Below are 24,373 nucleotides of genomic sequence, written 5' to 3' on the forward strand. Positions count from 1 at the left end.
ATGAAGCCGCAAAAACCGAAGACATTCACCATCCTGCTCGTTGATGATAAACCGGAGAACCTGGTTTCCCTGGAACATATGCTGGAAGGGGATAACCGCGAAATTATACAGGCTACCTCCGGTAATGAAGCACTAAAAACAGTGCTGCGTCATAACGATATCGGGTTAATTATGCTCGATGTACAAATGCCCGATATGGATGGCTATGAAGTAGCCAGGCTATTACAAAGCAATCCCAAAACCAAGGATATCTCTATTATTTTCGTTACTGCTATTAATAAAGACGAACAATATGTGATGCGGGGCTTTGAAGAAGGTGCCGTAGATTATCTCTCAAAGCCGCTTGACATCAATGTAACAAGGGCCAAGGTAAGTGTGTTTGAAAAACTGTATTTCTACCAGCAGGAGCTGAAAGAAGCCATGGTAGAGAAGGAGAAGGTCAATAAACAACTGGAGCGCTTCATGTATGTAGTGGCGCACGACCTGAAATCCCCGTTGTCAGGCGCTATCGGCCTGTTGGCATTGATCAATGAAGATGAGCGTATTCAAAATGCGCCCGACCTGAAAGAGTATATGAAGATTGTTTTGGGCGCCACCAACCACCTCACAGAAATGATCACTTCTATGCTGGACTATACCCGGCAAAGCGAAATGGAGCAAACCATTGAAGAAGTAGATGTACATGGCCTGATCGGGGAGCTGTCGAGATTATTATTCCCGCCGGCCCATATCCATATTTCCACCGAAGGTTTGCTGCCGGTGCTGAACACCAACAAACTAAAGCTGCAACAGGTGTTCCAGAACCTGATTTCCAACGCTATTAAGTATAATGACAAAAAGGAAGGCAGTATCGTGATTGGGGGCACTGATAAAGAAGAGTTTTATGAATTTTATGTGAAAGACAATGGCCCCGGCGTTGCCAAACGTGATACCGACCGGATTTTCCGCTTGTTCGAAAGAGTGGATAACGGCAGTAAAGAAGAGGGGAGTGGTATCGGGTTAAATATCTTCAAATTGCTGGTAGAGGAGCAGGGAGGTAAGGTATGGGTAGACTCCCAGCCAGGGGAAGGAAGTACCTTTTATTTCCTGTGGCGGCAACGCTATTAAGGCTACTCAAATATCCACAGGCGGCCACTGATTTGTTGCGTGGTAACGGGTAAGCAGGATACTTTCAATGTCTTATTATCCAGTTTCCAGATCCAGTTGGAAATGGAATTTTCGGGAGAAGAAAATAACAGTACTGCTTCTTTATAGATGTCTTCTATGTTCAATGCATTATTCCGCAGTTGCATCATGGCATCGGAAAGGATAGCCGGTAACTGTTCTCCCGGCCCTGAAAGCCCAAGCAAGGTGGCGCCTTCCTGGTTCACCCATCCGGAAAACCCATCGTTGTTGATAAACACCAATGCGTAAGGGATCGTGTGGAGGATGGCAGCAAAGCGGATGGCGGTGCGTTGAAAATATAATTGTTGCTGGGATTGCAGCAATACTTCTTTAAGCCGTAGGCGGATGGTTTCAATACATTCCAGGAAGTCGCCTTCAAATTGCTGCGGCGAACTCCATCCCAGTACCAGCAGGCTGTTGTTGGGCATTGTATTCAGCGGAATAATAATGGCGGATGAAAAGGCCTGTAGTATTTCCTGGAATACGTTTTCTTTTGGTGGCGGAATGTCGCGCCAGTAAATCGTTTTAAATCCTTGTGTATATAATAGTTTCTTAATAGGCTCTGGGTTCAGGACCAGGTCGTTCAGGTGAACTGGAGATGCACACTTCACTTTAGCGGTATCCTCATCTTCAAATTCCAGTTGCAGGGCAATATCTGCCGCCGTCAGGTTTTTCACCAGTGAAATACTGAAGGCCAGAAAGGACGAGATATGTTTATCCTTGTCCCATCGACTGGTTTGATTGATAAAATTTAAGGCTTTACGCTCCCAGGTACTCACAGTATTAAATTGAAGAATGAAAGAAATTACAGGAAAGACTGTATAGCGGCAATTACTTCGGCGGGTGCAGAAACCTGTGGGAAGTGTCCATGCGTTTGTACAGCCGTTCGCCGGCTGTTCGGGATGTGGGCTTCCAGGTATTCGCTTACCACGGCAGGTACGGCAATATCGTTGGCTGTTTGTATTACCAGGGTAGGAATGGTTACTTTAGGCAGGGCATCGCGGTGATCCATGTAAAAGATGGCCCTGGCTACCTGGATGGCGATGTCCGGGCGTATCGCCGATAAGGAAGTAGCAAATGCTTCAGCTAATTCGGGCCTGTCTTCATTGCGCATCGCCAGTTTGGAGAACCCGCTGGCCCAGGCGTGGTAGTTGCCTTCCATGGCTTCAAATAAACTGGTCAGCGCGGCGTTGTCGAACCCTCCGATATAGCCGTCTTTTGGATCGTTGAGATAACGGGGGCTGGCTCCTAACAGGATCAGGCGATCTATCATGCCGGGATAAAGTATGCTGGTCAGCAGGCCAATTATCCCGCTTACAGAGTGCCCGATAAAAGTGAGGTTTTTGGCATCTAATGCCTGGATAATATCTGCTACATCAGTGGCATAGCCGTTGATGGATTCATAACGTTTAGGGCTGTACGATTTTAACTCGGCTTTGCCGCCGCCAACATTGTCAAATAATATAATCTGGTAATCGTTTTCGAAAGCCGGGATAATTTTTGAAAAAGTGTGTTGATCTAATCCAAAACCATGAGCAAACATAAGGGTTTGATGGGCATCCTGGTTACCAACAACGTGGATGTTATTTCTTTGAATAATGTCCATAGCAACGATATATATTTGAAATGATGCACTATAGCCGCTAAACTGGTAATTTTGAGTGGGCGGACTAAACCCGGTTATTAGCTTGGTTTAGTCCGCTTTTGCAGGTTTTACACAGTTCAGAAAGTCACATCTTCAAATATAAGTAATTCCTACGAACCAACTACTTACCCACTTCCAGCACTTTAAAGGTGCCTGGCGCAATATCCGCTTTGGTATTGCCTTTGGCAGGCAAGAAATCAGCTACGGGAAGATATACATGATGCGTTTGAGGATCTACTACCAGTGTTCTGGCTCCTTTACGGGTAGTAACCGGTTTTTGGGAGAGGTATTTATCGGCGCTTTTTTCCTCAATAACAGATAAGGTGCCTTCGCCATTGGACGCAAAAATGATGTGGGTACCCGCATCGAATGCTACGCCATCGCAGCCGTCGCCAATAGGCAGGGAGGTAACTACCTTGCCGTTATCGGCATTGAGGACTACCAGCAGCTTATTATCGCAACCGGAGAATAAGCGGTGCGTAGCCACATCAATAGCCAGGCCGGTAGGCGCTTCTCCTTTACCCAGCGACCAGTGTGGGCCGGCAGTAAACGTACGGGCATCTACTTTCACTACTTCACTTTTATCTTCCAGGTTTACGTAAATGTCTCCTTTCCCATCGGTAACAGCGGTTTCGGGGCTGCCTCCCAATGCTACGGTGGCTACTACTTTGTCGCTGGCAGGATCGATCACCGTCAGACTGGCACTATTGCCATTACAAACAATGATTTTTTGGGAGAAGGGATCAAACAAGATCGCATCTGGTTTTTCGCCTGTTTTTACTTCCCCGAGTACTTTGTTGGTTTGTATATCAAACACGGTAGCGGTATTCAGTTTACCATTGGTAGTATATCCTTTCCGGAATTTTTCGGCAAAAGCTACCCCATGTACGCCGGTGGTACCGCTGATGGTGCCAACAGCCTGGCCGGTTTTTTTATCCAGGATGTTAACTACTGTACCATGCGCGGCATATAAATGGCCGGTTACAGGGTTCAGGGCAATGTAATCCCATTTGCCATCTCCCGGTACGGGGAAAGTTTTGGTGACCTGGTAGGTGCCGGATTGCGCCATAGTAGCGGTGGCAGAAAACAAAAATAGAGCGGTGAGTGCTTGTTTCATGGCATGAATTGTTATCTGGCAAAACTCGTGGTTGATTCTGGAGACAACCTGTAGTGTTTAGCCTAACACTAAATACCCCTTGTTTTTTTGAAGCGCTTTTCCATATATTTACGTTTAAACCTTTTGGTGATAGATGCACTTGCCGGATACCGCGTTGCTGGAACGTATGCAGTTGCTGGATGATAAAGCTGCCTTTGATGAATTGTATCACCGTTACTGGGAGAAATTATACATCGCCGCTTACGCCAGGTTGCAAAATGAAGCAGACGCAAAGGATTGCTTACAGGAAGTGTTTGTGGCCCTTTGGCATAAGAGAAAGGAAATTGTAATCCGGGAACAGCTGGATGCATACCTTTTTGTTTCGCTCAAATACCGTGTGCTCAATCATCTCCGCCACCGCCAACACTATCAGAAACATCTGGATATATTTGCTGATTTTCCCGTGCCTGTTTTGCCTTCGGCAGATGACCACCTTTTTTTGACAGAAATTCAGACTATCATCAGGGATACCATCGCCGATATGCCCGAAAAAATGAAGGAAGTATATCTGCTAAGCCGCCGGGATGGCCTCACGGTGCAGGAAACAGCTACGCGCCTGGGTATCTCCGGTCAAACTGTAAAAAATCAGTTGACTTCTGCCCTGAAACGACTGAAAGACAAGCTACAGCGCTATAAATAAAAAATATTTTTTCCTCATCTAGTACTACCGTTTTACACGGGTGTCTTTAATATTACAAATGGTTAAAAGCGTGGATGCTCAAGATAAAATAGAAAAGATCCTCCAGCGGCTTGAAACCGGAACCTGTACTCCACAAGAACTGCAATGGCTGCAGGACTGGTATGATCGCCAGCCCGAACAACCCATGCATACATTCCGGGATGAAGCCCATCGGCAGCAGCTGCAAGCTGATCTGTTACAACAGATCCATGGGCAGCTGGAACCGGTAACGGCGCCCGTTGTGAAGATGCGGTCCCGTTGGTGGATAGCGGCAGCAGTGGTGGCTGGAATGGCGCTCACGGGAGGATGGTGGTTTGTGCAGCAATGGCAACCACGTCATCATATGATCATTGTGCAGGTGGCTCCCGGGCATCAGCAGGAAATGGTATTGCCAGATGGCTCCCACGTATGGCTCAATGCCGGCGCCCGGATGGAATATCCGCAGCAATTTGGCGCAGTACGTACCGTAAAGCTCGATGGAGAAGGATTTTTTGACATACAACCAGATGCAAAACATCCGTTTGAAGTGCATACCTCCGAACTCAATGTACAGGTACTCGGTACTTCGTTCGACGTGAAAGCGTACGGTACCCTCGATGAAACACAGGTGACCGTGAAAACCGGTATGGTAAAGGTACTGCACGCACAAAAGGGGCTGGATGTACTCAGCGCTAATGATCAGCTCACCTTTAGCCGCTCCGCACAACAGTACATGAAATCGAAAATCGATAACCAACAAATAAATGAATGGGCCAGCGGCATGATCAGCCTCTCGCAGGTTGGTTTCGCTGAACTGGCCCTCATTTTGGAAAATCAGTATGGCGTACATATCCGGTTTAATCCGGCAGAAATGAAGCAAGACGAATATACGTTACGGTGCAGCAAAGAATTAACGATCACCCAGGTACTTGACCTGATCAGCACTATTCACCCTTTACAATATGACATAAAGGAAAAAGAGATTACCATACATCGTAAAAGCTTTTAGCCTTTAGTAGTTAGCTTTTAGCAAATGCGGCGAAGACTAACATTTGATTACCGCCGCTGTATTAGCTAAAGACTGGAAGCTAATAACTAACAGCTAAAAAACCCGCATACAAGGAGGATGCAACCAAAATAAATGAGGATGGGAAAACCATACCATCCTATGCGATAGCTATGTCCCATATAGCTGTTAGCCTTTAGCTGTTAGCTGTTAGCCAATGCAGCGGAGATAATCAAATGCTGGTCTTCGCTGCATTGGCTAACAGCTAACAGCTAAAGGCTAACAGCTAAAAAAAACCGCCTCTGTTGGCGCAGCGACGGTTTTTAGAAAGTTATACAACAGTCAGGCAGTGATTTGGAGACACGCTTGATGACTGTCATATGCATTTAGTTAACACTAAAATCAACCAAATATATGCAAAAATCGCTTACGCTAACTTTTATACCAGGTCTTATGAGATGGAGCGTAATGGTCACTGTTTTTATACTGGGAGGTTTCACCCTCCTGTATGCCAGTAAAGGGTATAGCCAACTATTACAGCAAGTAAGGGTAACAGAGAAATTCGAGAACGAATCCCTTGCATCCTGTGTGAAAAAACTGGAGTCCGGGTACCATCTTTCCTTTGGATATGATAACCAGGAATTGGTACGCTACCAGGTAAAGAAATTAAAGTTTGTAAATGAACCGCTGGCTAAAGTATTGGATGCCTTGCTGGCCAATACGCCATTGAAGTATGTAGAAAAAAATGGGGTGCTGCTGATTATTAAACAAGCGCCCGCACCGGCCACCATGCTGGAAATGCCGCAAACTGGTCCCGGTAAAATAAAAGGAATCGTCAGGGAAGGCGCGCAGGGGCCGCCGGTACCAGGTGTTACCGTGAAAGTAGTGGGTACAAAATACTATGCCATTACGAATGCAGAGGGTGCCTTTGAAATCAGCCTGCCTGCCGGTACTTATAATGTGAGTTTTACCTCCATTGGTTATGGCGCAGTTACACTACCAGGGGTAAAAGTATTGTCCGGCACAATCGCCAGCCGGGACGTGGCTTTATACATGGAAGCACTCCGCTTAACCGAGGCGGTAGCCATCGGCTACGGTGTACAGGAAAGGCGTAGCCTGCTGGGTGCTGTAGCTACCTATAAACCCGGTGAAGAGCCCGGACAATCGCCACTCACCATCGATCAGGCTATGGTAGGAAAACTGCCCGGTGTATTCATTGCGCCCTCCAGCGGTGTGCCGGGAGCTGCTTCCAATATCACTATCCGTGGTATCAGTACGCTCAACAGCAGTGGAAACTCCCCGCTGATTGTAGTAGATGGGGTGCCCATTTACGGTATCGATCCCAACCTCAATACAGTAGATTATAATAAAGGTGGATCTGCTGCCTTTTCTTACGGTGGCAACCAGGTAGTCAATGAATACCGCCAGCCTACCACCTTCGAAAAAAATCCACTCGCCACCCTCAATCCAGACGATATCGAATCCATAGAAGTGCTGAAAGATGCCTACTCTACTGCTATCTACGGCTCCCGTGGTTCTGCCGGCGTGATCCTCATCACTACCAAAAAAGGAGCGAAAGGAAAAATGCGTGTAGACGTACAGGTGAGCTCTTCCCTGAGCAAACCACGGCAGTTACCATCTATTATGAATGGTAAACAATACGGCGATTTTTATACGGAACTGTTCCGGCAAAAGGATTCTATCGGTAAAGCTACCTCCGGCAACTGGTACACACCATTGAATTATAAATTCCCCACTAATGTCAATACCAATTGGCTCAACGAGGTAGTCCGTAATGCCTATAGTAACAATGCAGTTGTGTCTATGAGCGGGGGAACAGACAAAACCAATTACTATGTAAGTCTTGGCTACACCAAAGACCAATCATATATTATCAATAATGATTTAACCCGCTACCAGGGCCGCGTGAACTTTGATAACCAGATGAGCAAATCACTGAAAGTGGGTGTCAGCATGACATTGAACCAAACGGTGAATAACGCTTTAAGTGCTCAAAGTATCTATCGCAGTGCTATTCAGAAAGCGCCAAATATCAGTGTCTTTGATAGCACCGGCAGCAAATACAACTGGTTGTATGGGAATAATCCCACTGGCCCGGAGAATGTGTCGAATCCGGTAGGAGAGGCGAGAACAGGTAAAAACTATAACACCGATAACCTGGTGCTGGGGAATGTTTTTGCAGATCTCAAATTGCTCCCCTGGTTAACTGCGCATTCTGATGTAGGGATCGACTGGATCAGCTCCCGCGCTTATAACCGCATCATCGACCGCCCTCAAACCATAGGCGGCTCCGCTACCGAAACACAACAACAACTCCGCAAATGGGTCATTAATAACCGGCTGGATATTAATAAAGTGCTGGGAGACGGACATGCCGTGAGTGCTATGCTGGGACAAAGTTTTGAGAAGTCGGTAGAAAATATCAATAGTGTAAGTGGAAGAGGATTTATGAATGATGATATGCTCAGCATTCTTACCGCCAGCGATAAAAGAGTACAGAACTCCCTGCAGCAACAATGGGCACAGGTATCTTTCCTGAGCCGCCTGAGCTATGAATACAAACATAAATACCTGGCCGGCATTACCTATCGCCTCGATGGATCTTCCCGCTTTTCCGCGAATCATCGTTATGTAGGTTTCCCTTCCTTTGCGTTGGGATGGGCGCCCAGCGAGGAAAATTTCCTCAAAGGATCCAAATTAATTGAACAGCTGAAATTGCGTGCCAGCGTAGGGTTTACGGGTAATGATGGTGGCAACGGCTACTATGGTAACCAGGGACAGTACGTTATCAATGTATATGGCGCTACTTACGGTAACCTACCTACGATCGACAATAAACAACCAGCTAACCCCAATCTGCAATGGGAACGTACTACCACCTGGAACATCGGAGCGGACTATAGCCTCTGGCAGGGAAAGGTAAGCGGTGCAATCGACTATTACCGCCGTCAAACATCTAATGCCATTTTGCAGTCTGCGCTGCCTTTCTTTATGGGCTTCGATTTGCAGCAACAGAATCGTGCAGATCTTACCAATAAAGGGATCGAATTTAGCATCAACAGCCAGAATATAAAGACGAAGAATTTTAGCTGGAATACTACTTTCAATATCTCAGGCAACCGTAATACGGTTACCCGCTTACATCAGATCGACGAAGAACAGTTGGCCGCAGAAAATGAAGTCACCGGTAGTCGCTTCTGGCGTGTCGGCCATTCTGCCACCGCTTTCTACTTATACGATTGGGCAGGCGTAAATAGCAATAACGGGCAGCCACAATGGTCAGATGGTAGCGGAAAGATATCTGAAGTGCCCATACAGAAACAATACCCGGATGCACCTTATGTAAACCGGAAGTATATGGGAGATGCAATGCCCGTCGTTTTCGGTGGGCTTGGAAATAGCTTTAGCTGGAAGGGATGGGAACTGAACTGCTTCTTTTCTTTCTCTGCCGGTAATAAAATGTATAATGGTGCAAAAGCTGCTATGTATAGCTATTTGGGCAGTTCCGCAGTTGCCAATAATTTATACAATCTGTCGGGCGACTTAGTGAATTACTGGAAAACTCCCGGACAAAAAACAGATATCCCGGCATTGATCAATGCTTCTAATTACTCACTGGCGGGCTTTGGTACCTCGTACGACTATACGCTGGACCGGAAAAATTCCCGTTTCCTGGAAGACGCATCATTTGTAAAGTTGCGTAGCCTGGTACTGGGATACAACTTTAGCCCTCAACAACTGAAAACCGCCCGGATATTTACCGCGTTGAAAGTATATGCAGAAGTAAATAATCTCTTTATTCTCACGAAATATTCCGGACTGGATCCCGAAGTGAGTGCATATGGCTCTTCTGCCTTAAATATGGGATTTGACGAACTCACGATGCCTTCTCCACGTACGTGGAGGCTGGGTATAAAGGCTTCTTTTTAACATTATAAACTGAGCTGGATATGAAAAAATATACGTACCATATAAGCCTGTTTACGTTGCTGCTGCTGATAAGCGCCTGCAGCAAACAACTGGATCTGAAACCGGAAGGCACTATGGTGGAATCGGAATTGCTGAAGAATGAACAAACTGCAGAAGGCTACCTCGGAAGCACTTATCTAAACCTGATGAACGCCGTATCAGGTGATAATTATCAGGTGGGAGATGTAACTGCCGGTATTGCCAGTACTTTCGATCAAAATGTGGTCAAAGGCACTATGGACCCACGCGACGACCGGTATACGCCTATGTGGTCAAATCCTTATGCCACCATCAATCAGTGTAATGTGATCATTTCCCAACTGCCCAAATATGCGCAGTTCGATAAAAACAAACAAGCCATCTTCATCGGAGAAGCCAGGTTTATACGGGCCTACTGCTACCTGGCATTGTTGCGCCTTTACGGTGATGGCGCATTACAGGGAAAGTCCGGTAATATGGGGGTACCATTACGACTGGATCCCTTCGATGGTTATGACGGTTCACAAAATGTACCACGTGCTACTAACGGAGAAGTTTACACGCAAATATTGAAAGACCTGGATGCGGCGATCCCCGACCTGCCGGTAACCCGTGGCGATGCACTTAGCCAGGGTAGCAGGGCCACCAGGGGCGCCGCCAATGCGCTGGCGGCAAGGGTTTGTTTATACAGCCAGGCTTACGATAAAGCAGTAGTATACGCACAGGCAGCCCTGACGGGAAATGTATATCATCTGCAACCCACCTTCTGGGACCTGTGGCCGGATAATTATAAAACCAGCCAGGGTAGCTATCCGTTGAGCAGTGAAATATTATTTGCGCTCCCGGAAAGCTTCAATAAAACATCCAGGTACAATGATAACAATGGCATCTACTATGCATACGGGTTCAATAATCCCCTGCCTGATTTCCTGAATACATATACTGCCGGCGACGAGCGCCACGATAGCCTGATGTTATATCATGACCCGGTAATGCGCAAGTTTACAGATCTGAATATCCGGGATAATGTACCCCTGATCCGCTTGCCGGAAGTAATGCTTACACTGGCGGAAGCCCTGGCTCAAACCAAAGGCGTAAATAGCACTTCTATTGATTTACTCAACCAGGTATACGCCCGCGCATATACGAAAAAAGGACCACCGAAAGTATACACGGCAGCCGACTTTGCTACACCGGCAGTCCTGATCACCAGGATACTGCAGGAGCGCCGCTGGGAACTGGCTTTTGAAGGATTTGCCCGCTACGATGCCATCCGCACTAATACGGCGCCTAACCCGCAATTGCCCGCCAATCGTTATGCATGGCCCATTCCGCAACACGAAATTGATATTACCAAAGGCCTCATTAAACAAAATGCAGGTTATTAATCATCATACCGGAAACATAAATAAATGCAAATGAGAAAAATGACCGGCGCGATTGCAGCCACCCTGATAGGGATGTGCAGCTACGCCCAAACACAACAACAAATAGTGTTACAGGGCACCATCACCGGCGACCTGAAAGGACACAATAAAATGTACATCTATTCCCGTACATACAACGATTCTGCTATCATAGAAAATGGCCACTACGCGTTTAAAATTCCTTTTAAAGAGCCGGTGTTCCTGATGTTGCTCCCGGAATATATCCTGGCAGAGCGACAAATGTATACGCCCTTCGGTATCCTGATGGATAAACCGGTTACCTACACCGTTACTTCGGATGTGGTAAAAGGGCTGAGCGCCTCTACGATAAAGGGTTCAGAAGCCGTTGAACTATTGCAGGCGTACGGAAAACAAAAATCAGCTGCCTGGGAAACAATCAGCAATGAGCTGAAAAAAGAATTCGGCCAAGCCTGGCTACAGGAAGATGATCCCCGCTATGCCGCTTTTGACGCAAAGCAGAGAAGCCTGCAACAAAAGTATATCAACCCGTTACTGGAAAAGCTGGTAAAACAGCATCCCAACTCGTTTGCTTCCGTATTCAGCCTGTCAGATGCCCGGGAGAACATGAGCCCGGAGCAACAGGAGCGACTGTACGCGAACCTATCTCCCGAAATGAAAAAAACAAAGGAAGCAAAAGAGTTCCTGGAGTTTTCACAAGGGCTCAGGAATTCCGCCGTGGGTAAAAAGGTAAATGACTTTACGCTCCCGGATGAAAAAGATCAACCACTGGCTTTCAATCAATTTAAGGGAAAGTATGTGCTGATCGACTTCTGGGCCAGCTGGTGCAGCCCCTGCCGGCAGTCGTTTCCACACATGCGGGAAGTATACCAGCAATACAAAAATCAACCATTCGAGATTTACAGCATCTCTATCGATAAAAGTAAAAGCGATTGGCTGAAGGCAGTGGGAATAGAAAATAACCCCTGGAAACAGGCCTTAGACAACAGCAATATTGCCGGCAAAGGCTTCGCTATTACCGGTGTGCCTACTACTTACCTGATCAGCCCGGAGGGCGTTATCCTGATGAAAGAAGTAGGCTTCAACCCGGATGGCAGCGGCGAAATAGAAAAGAAACTGGCGTCCCTTTTTGGCGGTAACGTAAAACCTGCAGAAAAGCCAGCCAAAGAAAATGGCAAAGTAACAGAAGCCACTCCGATGGTGCCAATGCAATAATTAATATCTTTAAAACAGCTACATACAGATGAAAAAGTACCAACACAAGTTAACGTGTATTCTATTGCTGGCAGCGGGAATCACCACCTCCGCTTCCGCACAGCAGGCAAAAAAATTCATTACCGTAAGCGGTAAAATAAAATTTCCGCCTCCGGCAGAACAACAGGAAAAATTTCCGTTCAGGGTACAGAAACAAGTAGGCGATGACCGCGTAACCATAGATACCATTCACCTGAAAGCAGATGGTTCCTACAGTGTGAAGCTCGACGCCACCCGCCCTCAATTCTATATTCTCAATGAATTTGAGGAAGATCGCCTCACAGTATGGGCCGGTAAAGACGACCTGAAAATTGATTTTCGCGGTAGTGATACCGCTTTCATAAAAATCAAGAATCCTCCTTATGTATTCATTGAAGGGAGTAAGGAAAATAACCTGATCAACGACGTGAACTTTATTGTGCACCGTAATTATCAGAACATGATACAGGTAGGACAGCTGCAATATAAAGCCTCATTGACAAAAGATACGGCGCTGGAACGTGCGTTAATGGACCAGTTTGGCTGGTTGGGTGATGACATGGATGAACGCATTAAGCTGTTGGTAAAAATGAACCCGCATACACCTGTACTGATGTACGCACTGGACTTTCTGCATCCCCGCAAAGACAAAGCCCTGATCCTGGCAGAAATCAGCCGTTTATCGAAAGAATACCCGTGGCTGGCAGAAGCAAAACAGAAAAAGATAGACATGGAAAGAGCCGAAGCCATAGCAAAGAAAACCGCTATCGGCGTAACAGCGATGGACTTTACCCAAAACAATACAACAGGTAAACCCATCAAATTGTCGGATTATCGCGGTAAATATGTATTGCTCGATTTCTGGGCCAGCTGGTGCGGTCCCTGCCGGGCAGAGAATCCTAACGTATTGGACAACTACGAAAAGTACCACAGCAAAGGATTGGAAATCCTCGGCGTATCACTGGATGATAAGAAAGACGCATGGCTGAAAGCCATTAAAGACGACGGCCTGGAATGGGCACATGTCAGCGATCTGAAAGGCTGGAAAAATGCAGTCGCTAAGGAATATAATATCAATGCGGTTCCCAGCAATTTCTTAATCGATAAGGAAGGAAAAATTGTAGCCGTAAACCTGCGTGGAGAAGAATTAAGTCAAAAGCTGGCGGAAATTTTTGGTAAATAAACAAATCACCTGTAATAGTACTGAGTTATGAAAAAATTATGGACACTGTTGTTAATCTGTTGTAGTACCGCCGTGATGGCGCAAATGCAGGCAGCTAAGAAAATCATCCCCGATTATACACATGAAACGGTGATTAAGGCCCAGCCCGTAAAAATATGGCGTGTGATCCGTAACCTGCCACAGGTAAAGGATTACTCAAATGGTATGATCAAAGATGTACAAATCGTAACCGAAGGAGAAACCCGTTACCGTGATATCACGTTCACGGATAATCGTAAACGCCGGGATGTTATCGAACAGGTACATGAGTCCTACAAATTCTTTGTATTCAATATCGAATCTCCTTTACCCAACGGAATTACCCATGCTACCGTTACCGCGTTGGTAGAATCCCTGCCGGATAAGGACGATAGTTCGGTAATACGCTGGGGTATTATACTGGAAGGAGATAAGAACAGCCGTAAACCATTGGTAGATGCACTGGCTGCTGAAATAGATAATTACGAAGCTGGATTGAAGAAGATGCTGGAATAGCTATTAGCCATTAGCTTTTAGCAGTTAGCTAATGCGGAGAAGACCAACATGCTGGAATAGCTATTAGCCATTAGCTTTTAGCCGTTAGCTAATGCGGAGAAGACCAACATGCTGGAATAGCTATTAGCCATTAGCTTTTAGCCGTTAGCTAATGTGGAGAAGACCAACATGCTGGAATAGCTATTAGCCATTAGCTTTTAGCCGTTAGCTAATGTGGAGAAGACCAACATGCTGGAATAGCTATTAGCCATTAGCTTTTAGCAGTTAGCTAATGCGGAGAAGACCAACATTTGATGATCTCCGCTGCATTGTCTAATTGCTAAAAGCTAATGGCTAACTGCTAATAAATTCCGCGTATCTTTGCGCCTTACAAAAAAAGGCATTATGAACCAGCAGCAAAAAGCATTTATATTCGACCTCAACGGTACCATGATTGATGACATGGAATACCACCTCGAAGGATGGTATAACATGCTGAACAAACTGGGCGCTAACCTGCCACGGGAGATCGTAAGGAGCCATATGTATGGCAAGAATGAAGAGTTGCTGATGCGCATATTCGGGGAGAATCATTTCACCTCACAGCAGATGCAGGATATTGCGCATGAGAAAGAAGTACTATACCAGGAGGCATTCCGCCCTCACCTGGAACTGATTGCAGGACTGCCTGCATTCCTGGAAAAGGCCGCCGCTACGGGCATTCCTATGGCTATTGGCTCTGCTGCCAATACCTTCAACATCAATTATGTATTGGATAACCTGGATATACGCCGTTACCTGGAGGCGATCGTAAGCGCGGATGATGTAGCTACCAGTAAGCCCAACCCGGAAGTATTCCTGAAATGCGCTTCCCTGCTTGGCGCCACGCCGGCCAACTGTATTGTATTTGAAGATGCTCCCAAAGGAGTGGAAGCGGCATTGAATGCAGGCATGAAAGCCGTTGTGCTCACTACTATGCATACACGGGAAGAATTCGATGCCTACAACAATATCATTGCATTTGTGGCAGATTATACCGATCCGGTGTTGCAACAGTTGTTTTGATTATCCGGAAATATCGCAATATAATTTCCTAATGTCAGCCTTGTACCATAAATTGCCGGCCTATATAAATATTTCGCGGTATGACACGTTATTCGGGGCAATCAAGAATGCTGGTAGCAGTCGATTGTATCATTTTCGGTTTTGATGGGGAAGAATTGAAGCTGTTGCTGATCAAGCGCGGATTCGAGCCGCAGAAGAATAAATGGAGCCTGATGGGCGGATTTGTGCAGCCGGATGAAAGCTTTGAAACAGCTGCTGAGCGGGTGCTCCATAAACTAACCGGCCTCGAAGGCGTATACATGGAACAACTCTTTGCTTTCGGTGAGCCATCCCGCGACCCGGTAGAACGCACCGTTTCCATTGCCTACTTCGCCCTGCTTGACCTCAACCAGCTCAAACTACAGATCAGCGACGAATACCACGCAGAATGGATTTCGCTGGATAAACTGCCAGACCTGATTTTTGACCATACAGAAATGGTGGCGATGGCCCAGGAGAAAATTCGCTATAAAGCCGCCATACACCCCATTTTGTTTGAACTGCTGCCACTGAAATTTACCATCCCCCAATTGCAACTTCTGTACGAAGCCGTATACGATGTTACCTTTGATAAACGTAATTTCAGCCGTAAAGTGCTGTCTACCGGACTGTTGATAAAACAGAAAGATAAAGACCGCCTTAGCTCCAAACGGGGCGCCTTCTACTTCAAACTGGATAAACGCAAGTACAACGCTAAATTCAATGCCTTCCTGAACTTTGTAACAGATCCGGGCAACTTGCGCTAAGGGAGAAAGAAGGGGAACGCGAAACGCGTCCCCCCATCAACTATTTTAGAACCGGAAGCATTTCAGCATCTTCGCGTGTATTTCATTATTCTCATACACCCCGCGGAACAAGTTGGAATTAGGACCATAAGCAAATACCATCACAGGAATACCAGTATGATCGTTGGTAGCAAAGTGACCGCGTAAGGTGCCTTTTGCAATATCACCATCCATCAGCGCCAGACCACTGGTTTCATGGTCCGCTGTCACAATAACGGTGGTTTGTTTGTCCTTGTCAGCAAAGCGCAGGGCTTCTCCAATAGCATCGTCAAAATCGAGCATTTCACGTACCAGGTAATCCAGGTCGTTGAAGTGACCACCATGATCAATACGGGAGCCTTCTACCATCAGGAAGAAACCTTTCCCCGAAGCATTCAGCTGCTGTAATGCCTTTTTCAACGCTGTTTTCAGATAAGCACCACGACCATTACGCATGGAAGTAACCACTTTGTCGCTCAATATCACCAGGGTCCGTTTTTTCATCGCCGGGTCCCAGCTATCCAGGTTGTCATACAGCTGAATACCTGCATCAGACAGTGCTGCGCCGCCATCTCTGTTCAGCTCTTCCCTGCCACCGCCTACGGCCAGTTGCAGTTTGCTGCTGAGGAGTTGCCTGTTCAGGGTATAAGTGCTATCCCTGTCTGGCGTATGACCATAGAAAGAGCCTGGGGTGGCGCCGGTAATTTCTTCCGTTACAATCACACCACTCTGTATGCCTTTAGGGGCCAGTACTTCAGGAAGTACGGGAATAGCTACGTAGGTGTTGTCCATACCAATAGCCCGGTTATGAGTTTTGCTGCCTGTACCCAGCGCAGAGCCGCCGGCAGCGGAGTCGGTATGGTAGTTATCGGTCGACTGGGTTTTAGACAAGCCTACCTGTTTCATCTGGAAAATATTGAGCGCACCTTTGTTGGCGGTATAACCAGCAAACATTTCTGCCAGCCCGGTACCATCGCCAATAAAGAGGATTACGTTTTTAGAGCGTACCTGCGTGGCATCAGACACGTAACTCGGTGTATATACAGGATGTACCGGCATATCGCCAGCCGTGGTATGCGTGGTTTTATGCATTACGTCGTACAGCTCTTCCGGATGATCGGTGCCAATCCAGTCAACTCCAAGGTCCATCAGTTTATAGTAAGTACTCCTGGTGGAAGGCGCGCCCCAGAAACGGAAGGCATAGCCTTGTTGGTGTACCTTGTCAATAACCTGGGTCACTTTTTTCATTTCAGCCGGTACAAGGGTACCTTTACCATTCCACTGGCTGTATAGTCCAAAATCAACGCTCAGCATAGCAATACGCTGTTTTAACGCCGCCGGGTATACGCTGTCGGGTCTGCCATCAAAGAAGAAAATGGGATCAAATTTTTCCCATTCCGCCATAGGAGGCAGGTTGCCGGAAATCACCAGTTTTACCGCAGATGGATTGGTGCTGCGGTCGAAGTATTGACGGTAAGGCAGCAGCAGCGCCTGTAATGCCTGCAGGGTAGGACTGCCTTCGGTTTTAATATCTATCAGTAACTGCATAGGAGAGTTATCTGCATATGGTTTGCCGTTATATAAGGCAAACTGCCGCAGTACCGGTTGCAGGTACATTTCTTTAAAGGTGCGGAAAGGGGTGATGGCGCTGGGATCATGTGCGACATATATAACACCGTCTTTCAGGTGTATATCTGCCTCAATAGACCCAAACTGCAAAGAAGCCGCAGCATAAAAGGGGGTGGCACGTTCATAGTCGTTATGCGAATGCGCCGCCGCCATCGTGTATTGTCTGATTTGTGCATTTGCACTGGCCGCCAGCAATACGCCCGACAAAACCGAAACAAAATTCTTCATTGTATAATTCATCTGTTGTAAAATGCAATGGTTACTTTATAAATAAAGCGTCCCCCGTTTAAAGGGGGCAAAGGTAGCAACAATCTTATCTGGCAGCCTTCCGGTAGTAGTTTATCATTATGTTAATTGTTGCCGCTGAAAAATCGATTTAGTTGAGCATTCAGCGACTAAGATATATTTTTTTGGCGGCAAAAGGAAAGTATTGGATAAGCGGAGGAAGGTGGACGTGGAATTCGTAGAAACTACAGGTTAAACGTATGGAGAGCAAATTATCAGAGGGTGGGCCAGTTTTGCACCAATTCTTTGAGCAGGTTTTGCCCTTCTTCCCAGGCTCCCAAACCGGATTCACTGTTGATATGGCCCCTGGCCCCGGCATTTACAAAGCGGCTACCCCATTTCCCGGCAAAAAAAGCAGCCCTTTCCAGCGAGCAATAAGGATCATTGGTGCTGGCAACAATAATGCTTTCAAAAGGCAGCTTTACCAGCGGAATAGGCGAAAACCCCACCGCAGCCTCCGGAAATTCAGGCCTTTCTGCATCTGCCGGCGCTACCAGCAATGCCCCGGTAATGGGTGTTTTGCTTTGCCTGGCCCAATGTGCCAGCGCAATACAAGCCAAACTATGGGCGGCAATCACCACCTGTGGCCCCGCGGCCTTAACAGCTTTCTCTATTTCTGCTATCCAGCGTTCGCAAACCGGCGCATCCCAGTCTGTTTGCTCGATCCGCCTGGTACCGGGTATCGACTCTTCCCACAGCGTTTGCCAGTGTAATGGACCGGAGCTACCCAACCCCGGTGCAGTTAGTACTTTAATTTCCATGACGTTATTTGTGTATTGAAAGATAGCAAAAAGAATGACGAATTACGAATTACGTATGACAGACGGAAGGAGAGATGGGTATTTATAAAATGGCCGGAGCTGAAAAACTCCGGCAACAGGTAACAACCAAAACAGCATTGATTAATACTGAGTATCTTAAGTAGTCGTGTTATATTAATTCATCATGCTAAACAAAATCCCCCCGCGGAAAGGCCCAACGGGGGGCATAAGTGGATTTTTAAAATACAAACCCTTTCCGCTTGAACATCCAGATGTTCCGCCAGCCATCACCATGTTGTACCAGCGTCAGCTCATTTTCGTTCAGCGTAATAATATTGTAGGTTTTACCAGGCACGTATATGCTTTCCCGTTACGGGCGGCGGCATGTAGCGCGGGAGGCGCAACAACAGCAGCCATACTACATACAGTAAGCGTTCGTATGACAGACTGCCGCGTCGAAAAATTGCTGACTTTGTACCAGATTTTCATGTTTAACGTGTTTTATATGGCAAAGGAGTTCAATAACGTATTGGTGTTTTAACTGAACCAGTCTGATGAATATGGTCCAGGTCAGAAGGCCCGGACCGTTTTTGCTATTCCATTATATGTTATCATGTGACCTGCTTGTTGTGGAATATCCGGATCAGCAGGCATTTGTTGGTCAACAAATGCCACGCGGAAGTACCGCTGCTGTAACATTCCCGGAAAACTCCCCGTTCTTTTTCCTTTACTGAGCCTTTGCGCTGCTTCATCCCAGTGGAAAGGGATGTTGCTGTAAGCGCCTTTCTTGTATTGATAGTTATTATTTTCATCTTCATATAAAGTAAAATCACCGTCTTTACCGGTATATACATATAACTGTATGGTGTCTGCTTTGTGTTCGTTTGTATATTATAAGACAGAACCCATTGGCAGAGTGGCGCCTTCTTTTACGTATAGTAGTATGCGTGATGTAATGCGTTTGGTTGTTTTCAAAAACGTGTTAACTTCAGAACGTGTGGAAACAAAAATAAATGGACACCCCGAAACATAGGGTAGCCGTATGTTTTAAATGTAGGGCGATTATGTTAACCGGAAGATTTACCCGGGTAATGAAATGATCCTGATCAGGGTATCAAATGTTAATCGGTGAGTGGAAAGTGGCTGGCTTTAAATAGTTTATAGCAGTAACAACCCGATAAGGGAGATGGTAATTAAACCATACAGGAGAACTTCGATCAACAGATACAAACGATTGCTTTTCTTAAAATTGTGCTTGAACATAGACAGATTTGATAATCAACCACAAAATTATCCATTGCCTGCTGCAGGGAAGGGTAGCATTTCGTTATTTAAAGGGGTAAAAATGTTGATAGGAGAATTGAACAGAGCGGATTTTGTCTTTGTACAGGATTAGACTGATTATACTGATTTTTGTTTTTACGATTTTATGATTAAGTAAGATAGACAACATATATTATTCATCTATCTTACATAATCAGAAAAATGTAATCAGTATAATCAGTCTAATCCTGTACAAAGACAAAATCCGCTCTGCTTATTCGCTAAAATGGCTTTATGCTTTATGCTTTCCGCCTTCTGCTTTATATTGCGAAGGCAGCATATTATACTCCATCTTAAAGTATTTAGAGAAATACTTCGGGTTGTTGAAGCCTACTTCGTACGCTACTTCAGCGACTGTAAGCTGGCTTTTTTCGAGTAGCTGGGCCGCCCGCTTCAAACGGATACCCCGGATAAATTCAATGGGCGATTTGCCGGTGAGTGCCAATATCTTTTTATAAACAGATACACGGCTCATAAAGAGCGTACGACTCAGCTCTTCTACCGAAAAATCCGGGTTGGAAATATGTTGTTCTACAATTTGCAACGCCTGCTGGATAAACTGTTCATCAGCGGAAGAAATAGCTATTTCGCTGGGATTGACCTCAATATGTTGCTGGAAGGTTTTCCGTAACGAGGATTGTTGGGAAATAATATTTTTTAAGCGAGACAGGAGCACCTCGAAGTTAAATGGCTTGGTGATATAGTCGGAGGCCCCTGTTTCCAGGGCTTCCAGTTGTTGCGCTTCTTCTGCCCGGGCTGTGAGCAATACAATTGGCAGGTGCGCGGTTTGCTGTTGGGAACGCACTTTTTTACATAATTCCAGTCCATCCATTTCAGGCATGGAAATATCACTTACTATGAGATGAGGCAAGGTGGTTTGTAATATCTTCCATGCCGCCAACCCATTTTCTGCGGCTATTACCTGGAAATATTGCCCCAGGTTATCTTTCAGGTAAAAGCGGAAATCTTCATTGTCTTCTACCAGTAGCAGCACCGGTTTTTTACTGTTAGGATTAATGGCAGCAGGAGGTGTGTGGGCTGTTGTGGGCCGGATTGTTTCCTCTACCTGCCCGGGTACTACCACCGCAGCGGTTTTTACGGGGAGTATCACCGTAAAGCAGCTACCCATTTCCGGGGCGCTGTCTACGCTAATGCTGCCACCATGCATTTTGACAAATTCCCGGGTAATAGACAATCCTATGCCACTGCCCTGGTTCACCATGGAAGCCGGTACTTCATGCTGGAAGAAACGTTCAAAGATATATGCCTGTTTTTCCAATGGAATGCCAATACCATTATCTTTTACCGCAATTTCTACCTGCGTGGCGCCTTCAGGGTAATTCACCTGCACCGCGATACTACCTTCTTCCGGCGTAAATTTAAAGGCGTTGGAAAGAAGGTTGAACAGGATCTTTTCTATCTTGTCAGCATCATACAACATCTTTAGTTCCTGTACATTACTGTGGAAGGTCAGTTGTATATGCTTTTTATCAGACAGGTCGGAGAAAGAGGCTGTCAGTTCCCGGGCGAAGCCAACCAGGTCGCCTTCAGCAGTATGCAGCTTTATTTCCTGTACTTCCATTTTACGGAAGTCGAGCAACTGGTTGACGAGGTTGAGCAGGCGCCGGGCATTCCGTTGCATCAACTCCAGTTGTCCTTTTAAATTCCCTTCCGTAGTTTGACGAATAATTTTTTCCAGTGGCGTGATAATAAGGCTCAGTGGTGTCCTGAATTCGTGGCTTACATTGGTAAAGAAACGTATTTTCAACGCATCCAGTTCGTGCATGCGGGCGGCTTCTTGTGTTTGCTGTTCCATCCTGAATTTGAGCCGCTCTCTTTCCTGGATGATGCGCCGGGCCAATAGCAACGCGCCCAATATCAGCAGCGCATAGCAAAGAAATGCGGGCCAGGTTTTCCAGAAGGGAGGTAATACCCGGATGTGTAGGGTAAGTCCTGTATCATTCCAAACGCCGTCATTATTGGAGGCCTTTACGCGGAAAGTATATTCCCCCGGATCCAGGTTGGTAAAAGTGGCCTTTCTTTGCAGACCGTCGGTGTATAGCCACTCTTTATTAAAGCCTTCCAGCATATAAGCATACCGGTTCTTCTCCGGATGGAAGTAATTCAGGGACGCAAATTCCAGGGAAAATACATTTTCACCAGGCTTCAGCGTAATGCTGCGTGTTTCCGAAATGGCAGCAGTAAGCAGTGTCCTGCCATTGACTTTTTCACCCGGTAAAATACTTTTATTGAAGATCTGCAGATCCGTTAATACTACCGGAGAGATGTTTTTGTTAATAGTCATCTGATCAGGATAGAAGATATTAAAACCATTACCTCCACCGAATATCAGTTCGCCGCGACTGGTTTTCAATGCGGCATTTTCATTAAACTCTTTGCCTTGTAGTCCGTCAGACTCATCATAATTTTTGAACGAATACGTATTGCCTTTGCCGTTAGTGCCCGGGTGTATAGTCATATTGGACAAGCCATTGGGGGTACTCATCCAAAGGCTATGATCATTGGCTTCCAGGATATTGAGAATGGAGTTATCTGGTAGCCCGTCTTCTTTACGGAGGGTCTGAAAGGTGTGGTTACCGGGGTTGAAAAGATCCAGCCCCTCGCGGGTGCCCACCCAGATGCGGTCCTGGCTGTCCTGGAAAATGCAAACCACGTTATTATGGCTCAAGCTGCCGGGTACCGACGGATTACTGCTGTAGTGGGTAAAAAGACCAGTACCGGGGCTTCTGACATCGAGTCCTTCCGATGTGCCCACCCATAAGTTCCCGGCTTTGTCTTCCAGTAGTGCGGCAATATACCGGGAAGGCACTTCCCGCTGAAAGTGTTGAAACTGCTGTGTTGCCGGGTCCATGCGGTTAAGGCCGCCGCTGAGCGTGCCTACCCACAGTTGTTGATGGCTGTCTTCCAGCACCTCCCAGATACTGTTGTCGCTGATACTGGTACTGTCTTTGGGATCATGCTTGTAATGTACAAACCGCTGCCCCTCCATCCGGTCCAGTCCACCAAAATAAGTCCCCACCCATAGTTGCCTGCGATGGTCTATCCAAAGGCTCACAATAACGTTGCCGGATATACTGTTGGAATTGCCAGGGTCATGGCGGTATTGCGTAAAGGTGTTGCGGCGGCGGTCAAAATAAATCAGGCCGCCGCCGTTGGTACCTATCCATAAGTTGTGTTGGTCGTCTTCCACAAACCGGTTTACATCATTATAGGGTAAACTGTTACGGCTATACGCCTGGTACTGGTAAAGTGGAAATTTTACCATGTTTTCATGGTAATAATTCAATCCTTTCTTATAAGTACCGACCCATATGATGCCGGTATTATCTTTATAGAGGGTGGTGGTACTGTTCTGGCTCAGGCTGCGTGTATCTTCGGGGATATTTTCTATGTAGCGGACAGTGGATGCCTTTTTATCGATGATATTGATGCCGCCATGATCCGTCCCTATCCATACCTGGCCGTTGTTATCCGGTACAATGCCTTTTACAATATTATTGTTGAGCGCCAAACCCCCAGTGGTTTGATCAATATGCCGGAAGCTGCGTGCGTTTACCGCAAAATAGTAAACGCCGTTGTCTTCATTGTTACTGAATATCCAGAGGTCACCATCATTATCGGCTACCATCGACCAGCCAGTGCCAGGTCTTTCAGGTTTTACCAGTGTGCGGTTGCGGTAAACGATGCGATGACTGCGGGCATCCAATTTTTCCAGGATGCCATTGCTGTGTAACAGCCAATAACCACCGTCTTTGGCGGGTGTCATGACGGCAACACTGTTGCTGGCAATGCTGTTGCTGTCTGCCGTATGTACCAGTGAAAGTGCTTTGTGGTATCCATCTGCCAAAAAAATACCCGCCGTGGGGTGCAGGAACCAATATTGCCCTGATGGGTCTTTTACAATATCCGTTAACACGTTGCCGGGTATGCCCCATTGCTGCAGGAGGGTTTCGGGATGCCGGTTAAAGGTAGCTTTTAACGGGTTATATATATTGATGCCGGTGCGGGTTTGTATCCAGAGCTGTTGCCCCGGACCCGCCATGATTTTACTGATATTATTGTCGGAGACAGAACTGCTGTCGCGCAGGTCGTGCTGGAATATGGTAAAATGATAGCCGTCGAACCGGTTTAACCCCGATACGGTGCCTATCCACATAAAACCAGTGCTATCCCTGAATACGCAGTTCACCTGGTTGTTAGACAAGCCCTGGTTAATATCTATCCGGTTAAACTGGTAGGTCTGGGTTTGACCCCGTAGATGCTGTATAAGTAGTAGTAAAAAAAAGCATATGAAGACACTCTTCCGCATGTACATTCCTTGGTTGAAAAAAAATGTTATCCTGACAATTATTAAGGCGCAACAATATAGTACAAAACGATTATAAACAAAGAAAGGTCGAAAGAATTCGACCTTTATTGCTAAAATTCCACGTTATGGCACTCAGGTCCATAAAAAGTTAATCAGCTTGTCCGGCATAACCGGTATATAACGAGTGATATTTGCGCTTTTGTTGGGGTAGCCAGCCTCTTGCTCTACAAAAGTAAATGAAGCT

General features: G+C 46.3%; 18 protein-coding genes. 11 read left to right on the forward strand and 7 right to left on the reverse strand.

The features are described 5' to 3' along the window. Entirely contained in the window at positions 1–1,107 is a 1,107-nt protein-coding gene (locus AC5ZC7_RS07250) for a response regulator (RefSeq protein ID WP_496160256.1), read from the forward strand. Between the two features lie 2 nt (positions 1,108–1,109). Here AC5ZC7_RS07250 and AC5ZC7_RS07255 read toward each other — a convergent pair whose 3' ends face one another. From AC5ZC7_RS07255 to AC5ZC7_RS07265, 3 genes are all read right to left on the reverse strand, one after another. Next, positions 1,110–1,943 (reverse strand): hypothetical protein, encoded by an 834-nt coding sequence (locus AC5ZC7_RS07255; RefSeq protein WP_496160255.1) that lies wholly within the window; start codon positions 1,941–1,943, stop codon positions 1,110–1,112. Between the two features lie 26 nt (positions 1,944–1,969). Next, the gene (locus tag AC5ZC7_RS07260) at positions 1,970–2,770 is read right to left on the reverse strand and encodes an alpha/beta fold hydrolase (protein ID WP_496160254.1); all 801 of its coding nucleotides are present in this window, start codon (positions 2,768–2,770) and stop codon (positions 1,970–1,972) included. Between the two features lie 160 nt (positions 2,771–2,930). Further along, complete coding sequence (locus AC5ZC7_RS07265) at positions 2,931–3,926, reverse strand: YncE family protein (protein ID WP_496160253.1); 996 nt, start codon at positions 3,924–3,926, stop codon at positions 2,931–2,933. Between the two features lie 133 nt (positions 3,927–4,059). Here AC5ZC7_RS07265 and AC5ZC7_RS07270 point away from each other — a divergent pair, with 133 nt between their 5' ends. From AC5ZC7_RS07270 to AC5ZC7_RS07310, 9 genes are all read left to right on the forward strand, one after another. Then, on the forward strand, positions 4,060–4,605 hold the full coding sequence (locus AC5ZC7_RS07270; protein ID WP_496160252.1) for an RNA polymerase sigma-70 factor: 546 nt from the start codon (positions 4,060–4,062) through the stop codon (positions 4,603–4,605). Between the two features lie 70 nt (positions 4,606–4,675). Further along, a complete protein-coding gene (locus AC5ZC7_RS07275; protein ID WP_496160251.1) occupies positions 4,676–5,632 on the forward strand; it encodes a FecR domain-containing protein in 957 nt (318 codons plus the stop codon). Between the two features lie 450 nt (positions 5,633–6,082). Continuing rightward, positions 6,083–9,580: a SusC/RagA family TonB-linked outer membrane protein gene (locus AC5ZC7_RS07280; protein WP_496160250.1), complete on the forward strand. Its 3,498-nt coding sequence runs from the start codon at positions 6,083–6,085 to the stop codon at positions 9,578–9,580. Between the two features lie 20 nt (positions 9,581–9,600). Next, positions 9,601–10,986, forward strand: coding sequence for a RagB/SusD family nutrient uptake outer membrane protein (locus AC5ZC7_RS07285; RefSeq protein WP_496160249.1), 1,386 nt, complete (start codon positions 9,601–9,603; stop codon positions 10,984–10,986). A gap of 30 nt (positions 10,987–11,016) precedes the next feature. Then, positions 11,017–12,219, forward strand: coding sequence for a redoxin domain-containing protein (locus AC5ZC7_RS07290; RefSeq protein WP_496160248.1), 1,203 nt, complete (start codon positions 11,017–11,019; stop codon positions 12,217–12,219). A gap of 28 nt (positions 12,220–12,247) precedes the next feature. Continuing rightward, positions 12,248–13,420 carry a redoxin domain-containing protein gene (locus tag AC5ZC7_RS07295; RefSeq protein WP_496160247.1) on the forward strand — a complete coding sequence of 391 codons (1,173 nt, stop codon included), beginning with the start codon at positions 12,248–12,250 and terminating at the stop codon, positions 13,418–13,420. 27 nt (positions 13,421–13,447) lie between these two features. Beyond that, complete coding sequence (locus AC5ZC7_RS07300; RefSeq protein WP_496160246.1) at positions 13,448–13,954, forward strand: SRPBCC family protein; 507 nt, start codon at positions 13,448–13,450, stop codon at positions 13,952–13,954. A gap of 384 nt (positions 13,955–14,338) precedes the next feature. Next, on the forward strand, positions 14,339–14,998 hold the full coding sequence (locus tag AC5ZC7_RS07305; RefSeq protein WP_496160245.1) for a beta-phosphoglucomutase family hydrolase: 660 nt from the start codon (positions 14,339–14,341) through the stop codon (positions 14,996–14,998). 80 nt (positions 14,999–15,078) lie between these two features. Then, entirely contained in the window at positions 15,079–15,783 is a 705-nt protein-coding gene (locus AC5ZC7_RS07310) for an NrtR DNA-binding winged helix domain-containing protein (protein ID WP_496160244.1), read from the forward strand. A 45-nt stretch (positions 15,784–15,828) separates the two neighbouring features. On the opposite strand, the gene AC5ZC7_RS07315 is transcribed toward AC5ZC7_RS07310, so the two are convergent. Next, on the reverse strand, positions 15,829–17,658 hold the full coding sequence (locus AC5ZC7_RS07315; RefSeq protein ID WP_496160243.1) for an alkaline phosphatase: 1,830 nt from the start codon (positions 17,656–17,658) through the stop codon (positions 15,829–15,831). Between the two features lie 272 nt (positions 17,659–17,930). Next, positions 17,931–18,476 (reverse strand): alpha/beta hydrolase, encoded by a 546-nt coding sequence (locus tag AC5ZC7_RS07320; protein ID WP_496160242.1) that lies wholly within the window; start codon positions 18,474–18,476, stop codon positions 17,931–17,933. 184 nt (positions 18,477–18,660) lie between these two features. Here AC5ZC7_RS07320 and AC5ZC7_RS07325 point away from each other — a divergent pair, with 184 nt between their 5' ends. Next, positions 18,661–19,017, forward strand: a complete 357-nt coding sequence (locus AC5ZC7_RS07325; protein WP_496160241.1) for a hypothetical protein — start codon at positions 18,661–18,663, stop codon at positions 19,015–19,017. 29 nt (positions 19,018–19,046) lie between these two features. Here the strand turns inward: AC5ZC7_RS07325 and AC5ZC7_RS07330 are convergent, their stop codons facing one another. After that, the gene (locus AC5ZC7_RS07330) at positions 19,047–19,340 is read right to left on the reverse strand and encodes a DUF5110 domain-containing protein (protein ID WP_496160682.1); all 294 of its coding nucleotides are present in this window, start codon (positions 19,338–19,340) and stop codon (positions 19,047–19,049) included. A 691-nt stretch (positions 19,341–20,031) separates the two neighbouring features. After that, positions 20,032–24,129 (reverse strand): two-component regulator propeller domain-containing protein, encoded by a 4,098-nt coding sequence (locus AC5ZC7_RS07335; RefSeq protein WP_496160240.1) that lies wholly within the window; start codon positions 24,127–24,129, stop codon positions 20,032–20,034. Positions 24,130–24,373: the final 244 nt, after the last annotated feature.

Source organism: Chitinophaga sp. 9-1-y (assembly GCF_059511905.2).

Coding starts and splice junctions, on each gene's coding strand:
- AC5ZC7_RS07250 (WP_496160256.1), top strand. CDS start 1: ATGAAGCCGCAAAAACCGAAGACATTCACCATCCTGCTCGTTGATGAT.
- AC5ZC7_RS07260 (WP_496160254.1), bottom strand. CDS start 2,770: ATGGACATTATTCAAAGAAATAACATCCACGTTGTTGGTAACCAGGAT.
- AC5ZC7_RS07265 (WP_496160253.1), bottom strand. CDS start 3,926: ATGAAACAAGCACTCACCGCTCTATTTTTGTTTTCTGCCACCGCTACT.
- AC5ZC7_RS07270 (WP_496160252.1), top strand. CDS start 4,060: ATGCACTTGCCGGATACCGCGTTGCTGGAACGTATGCAGTTGCTGGAT.
- AC5ZC7_RS07280 (WP_496160250.1), top strand. CDS start 6,083: ATGAGATGGAGCGTAATGGTCACTGTTTTTATACTGGGAGGTTTCACC.
- AC5ZC7_RS07285 (WP_496160249.1), top strand. CDS start 9,601: ATGAAAAAATATACGTACCATATAAGCCTGTTTACGTTGCTGCTGCTG.
- AC5ZC7_RS07290 (WP_496160248.1), top strand. CDS start 11,017: ATGAGAAAAATGACCGGCGCGATTGCAGCCACCCTGATAGGGATGTGC.
- AC5ZC7_RS07295 (WP_496160247.1), top strand. CDS start 12,248: ATGAAAAAGTACCAACACAAGTTAACGTGTATTCTATTGCTGGCAGCG.
- AC5ZC7_RS07300 (WP_496160246.1), top strand. CDS start 13,448: ATGAAAAAATTATGGACACTGTTGTTAATCTGTTGTAGTACCGCCGTG.
- AC5ZC7_RS07305 (WP_496160245.1), top strand. CDS start 14,339: ATGAACCAGCAGCAAAAAGCATTTATATTCGACCTCAACGGTACCATG.
- AC5ZC7_RS07310 (WP_496160244.1), top strand. CDS start 15,079: ATGACACGTTATTCGGGGCAATCAAGAATGCTGGTAGCAGTCGATTGT.
- AC5ZC7_RS07315 (WP_496160243.1), bottom strand. CDS start 17,658: ATGAAGAATTTTGTTTCGGTTTTGTCGGGCGTATTGCTGGCGGCCAGT.
- AC5ZC7_RS07320 (WP_496160242.1), bottom strand. CDS start 18,476: ATGGAAATTAAAGTACTAACTGCACCGGGGTTGGGTAGCTCCGGTCCA.
- AC5ZC7_RS07325 (WP_496160241.1), top strand. CDS start 18,661: ATGCTAAACAAAATCCCCCCGCGGAAAGGCCCAACGGGGGGCATAAGT.
- AC5ZC7_RS07335 (WP_496160240.1), bottom strand. CDS start 24,129: ATGCGGAAGAGTGTCTTCATATGCTTTTTTTTACTACTACTTATACAG.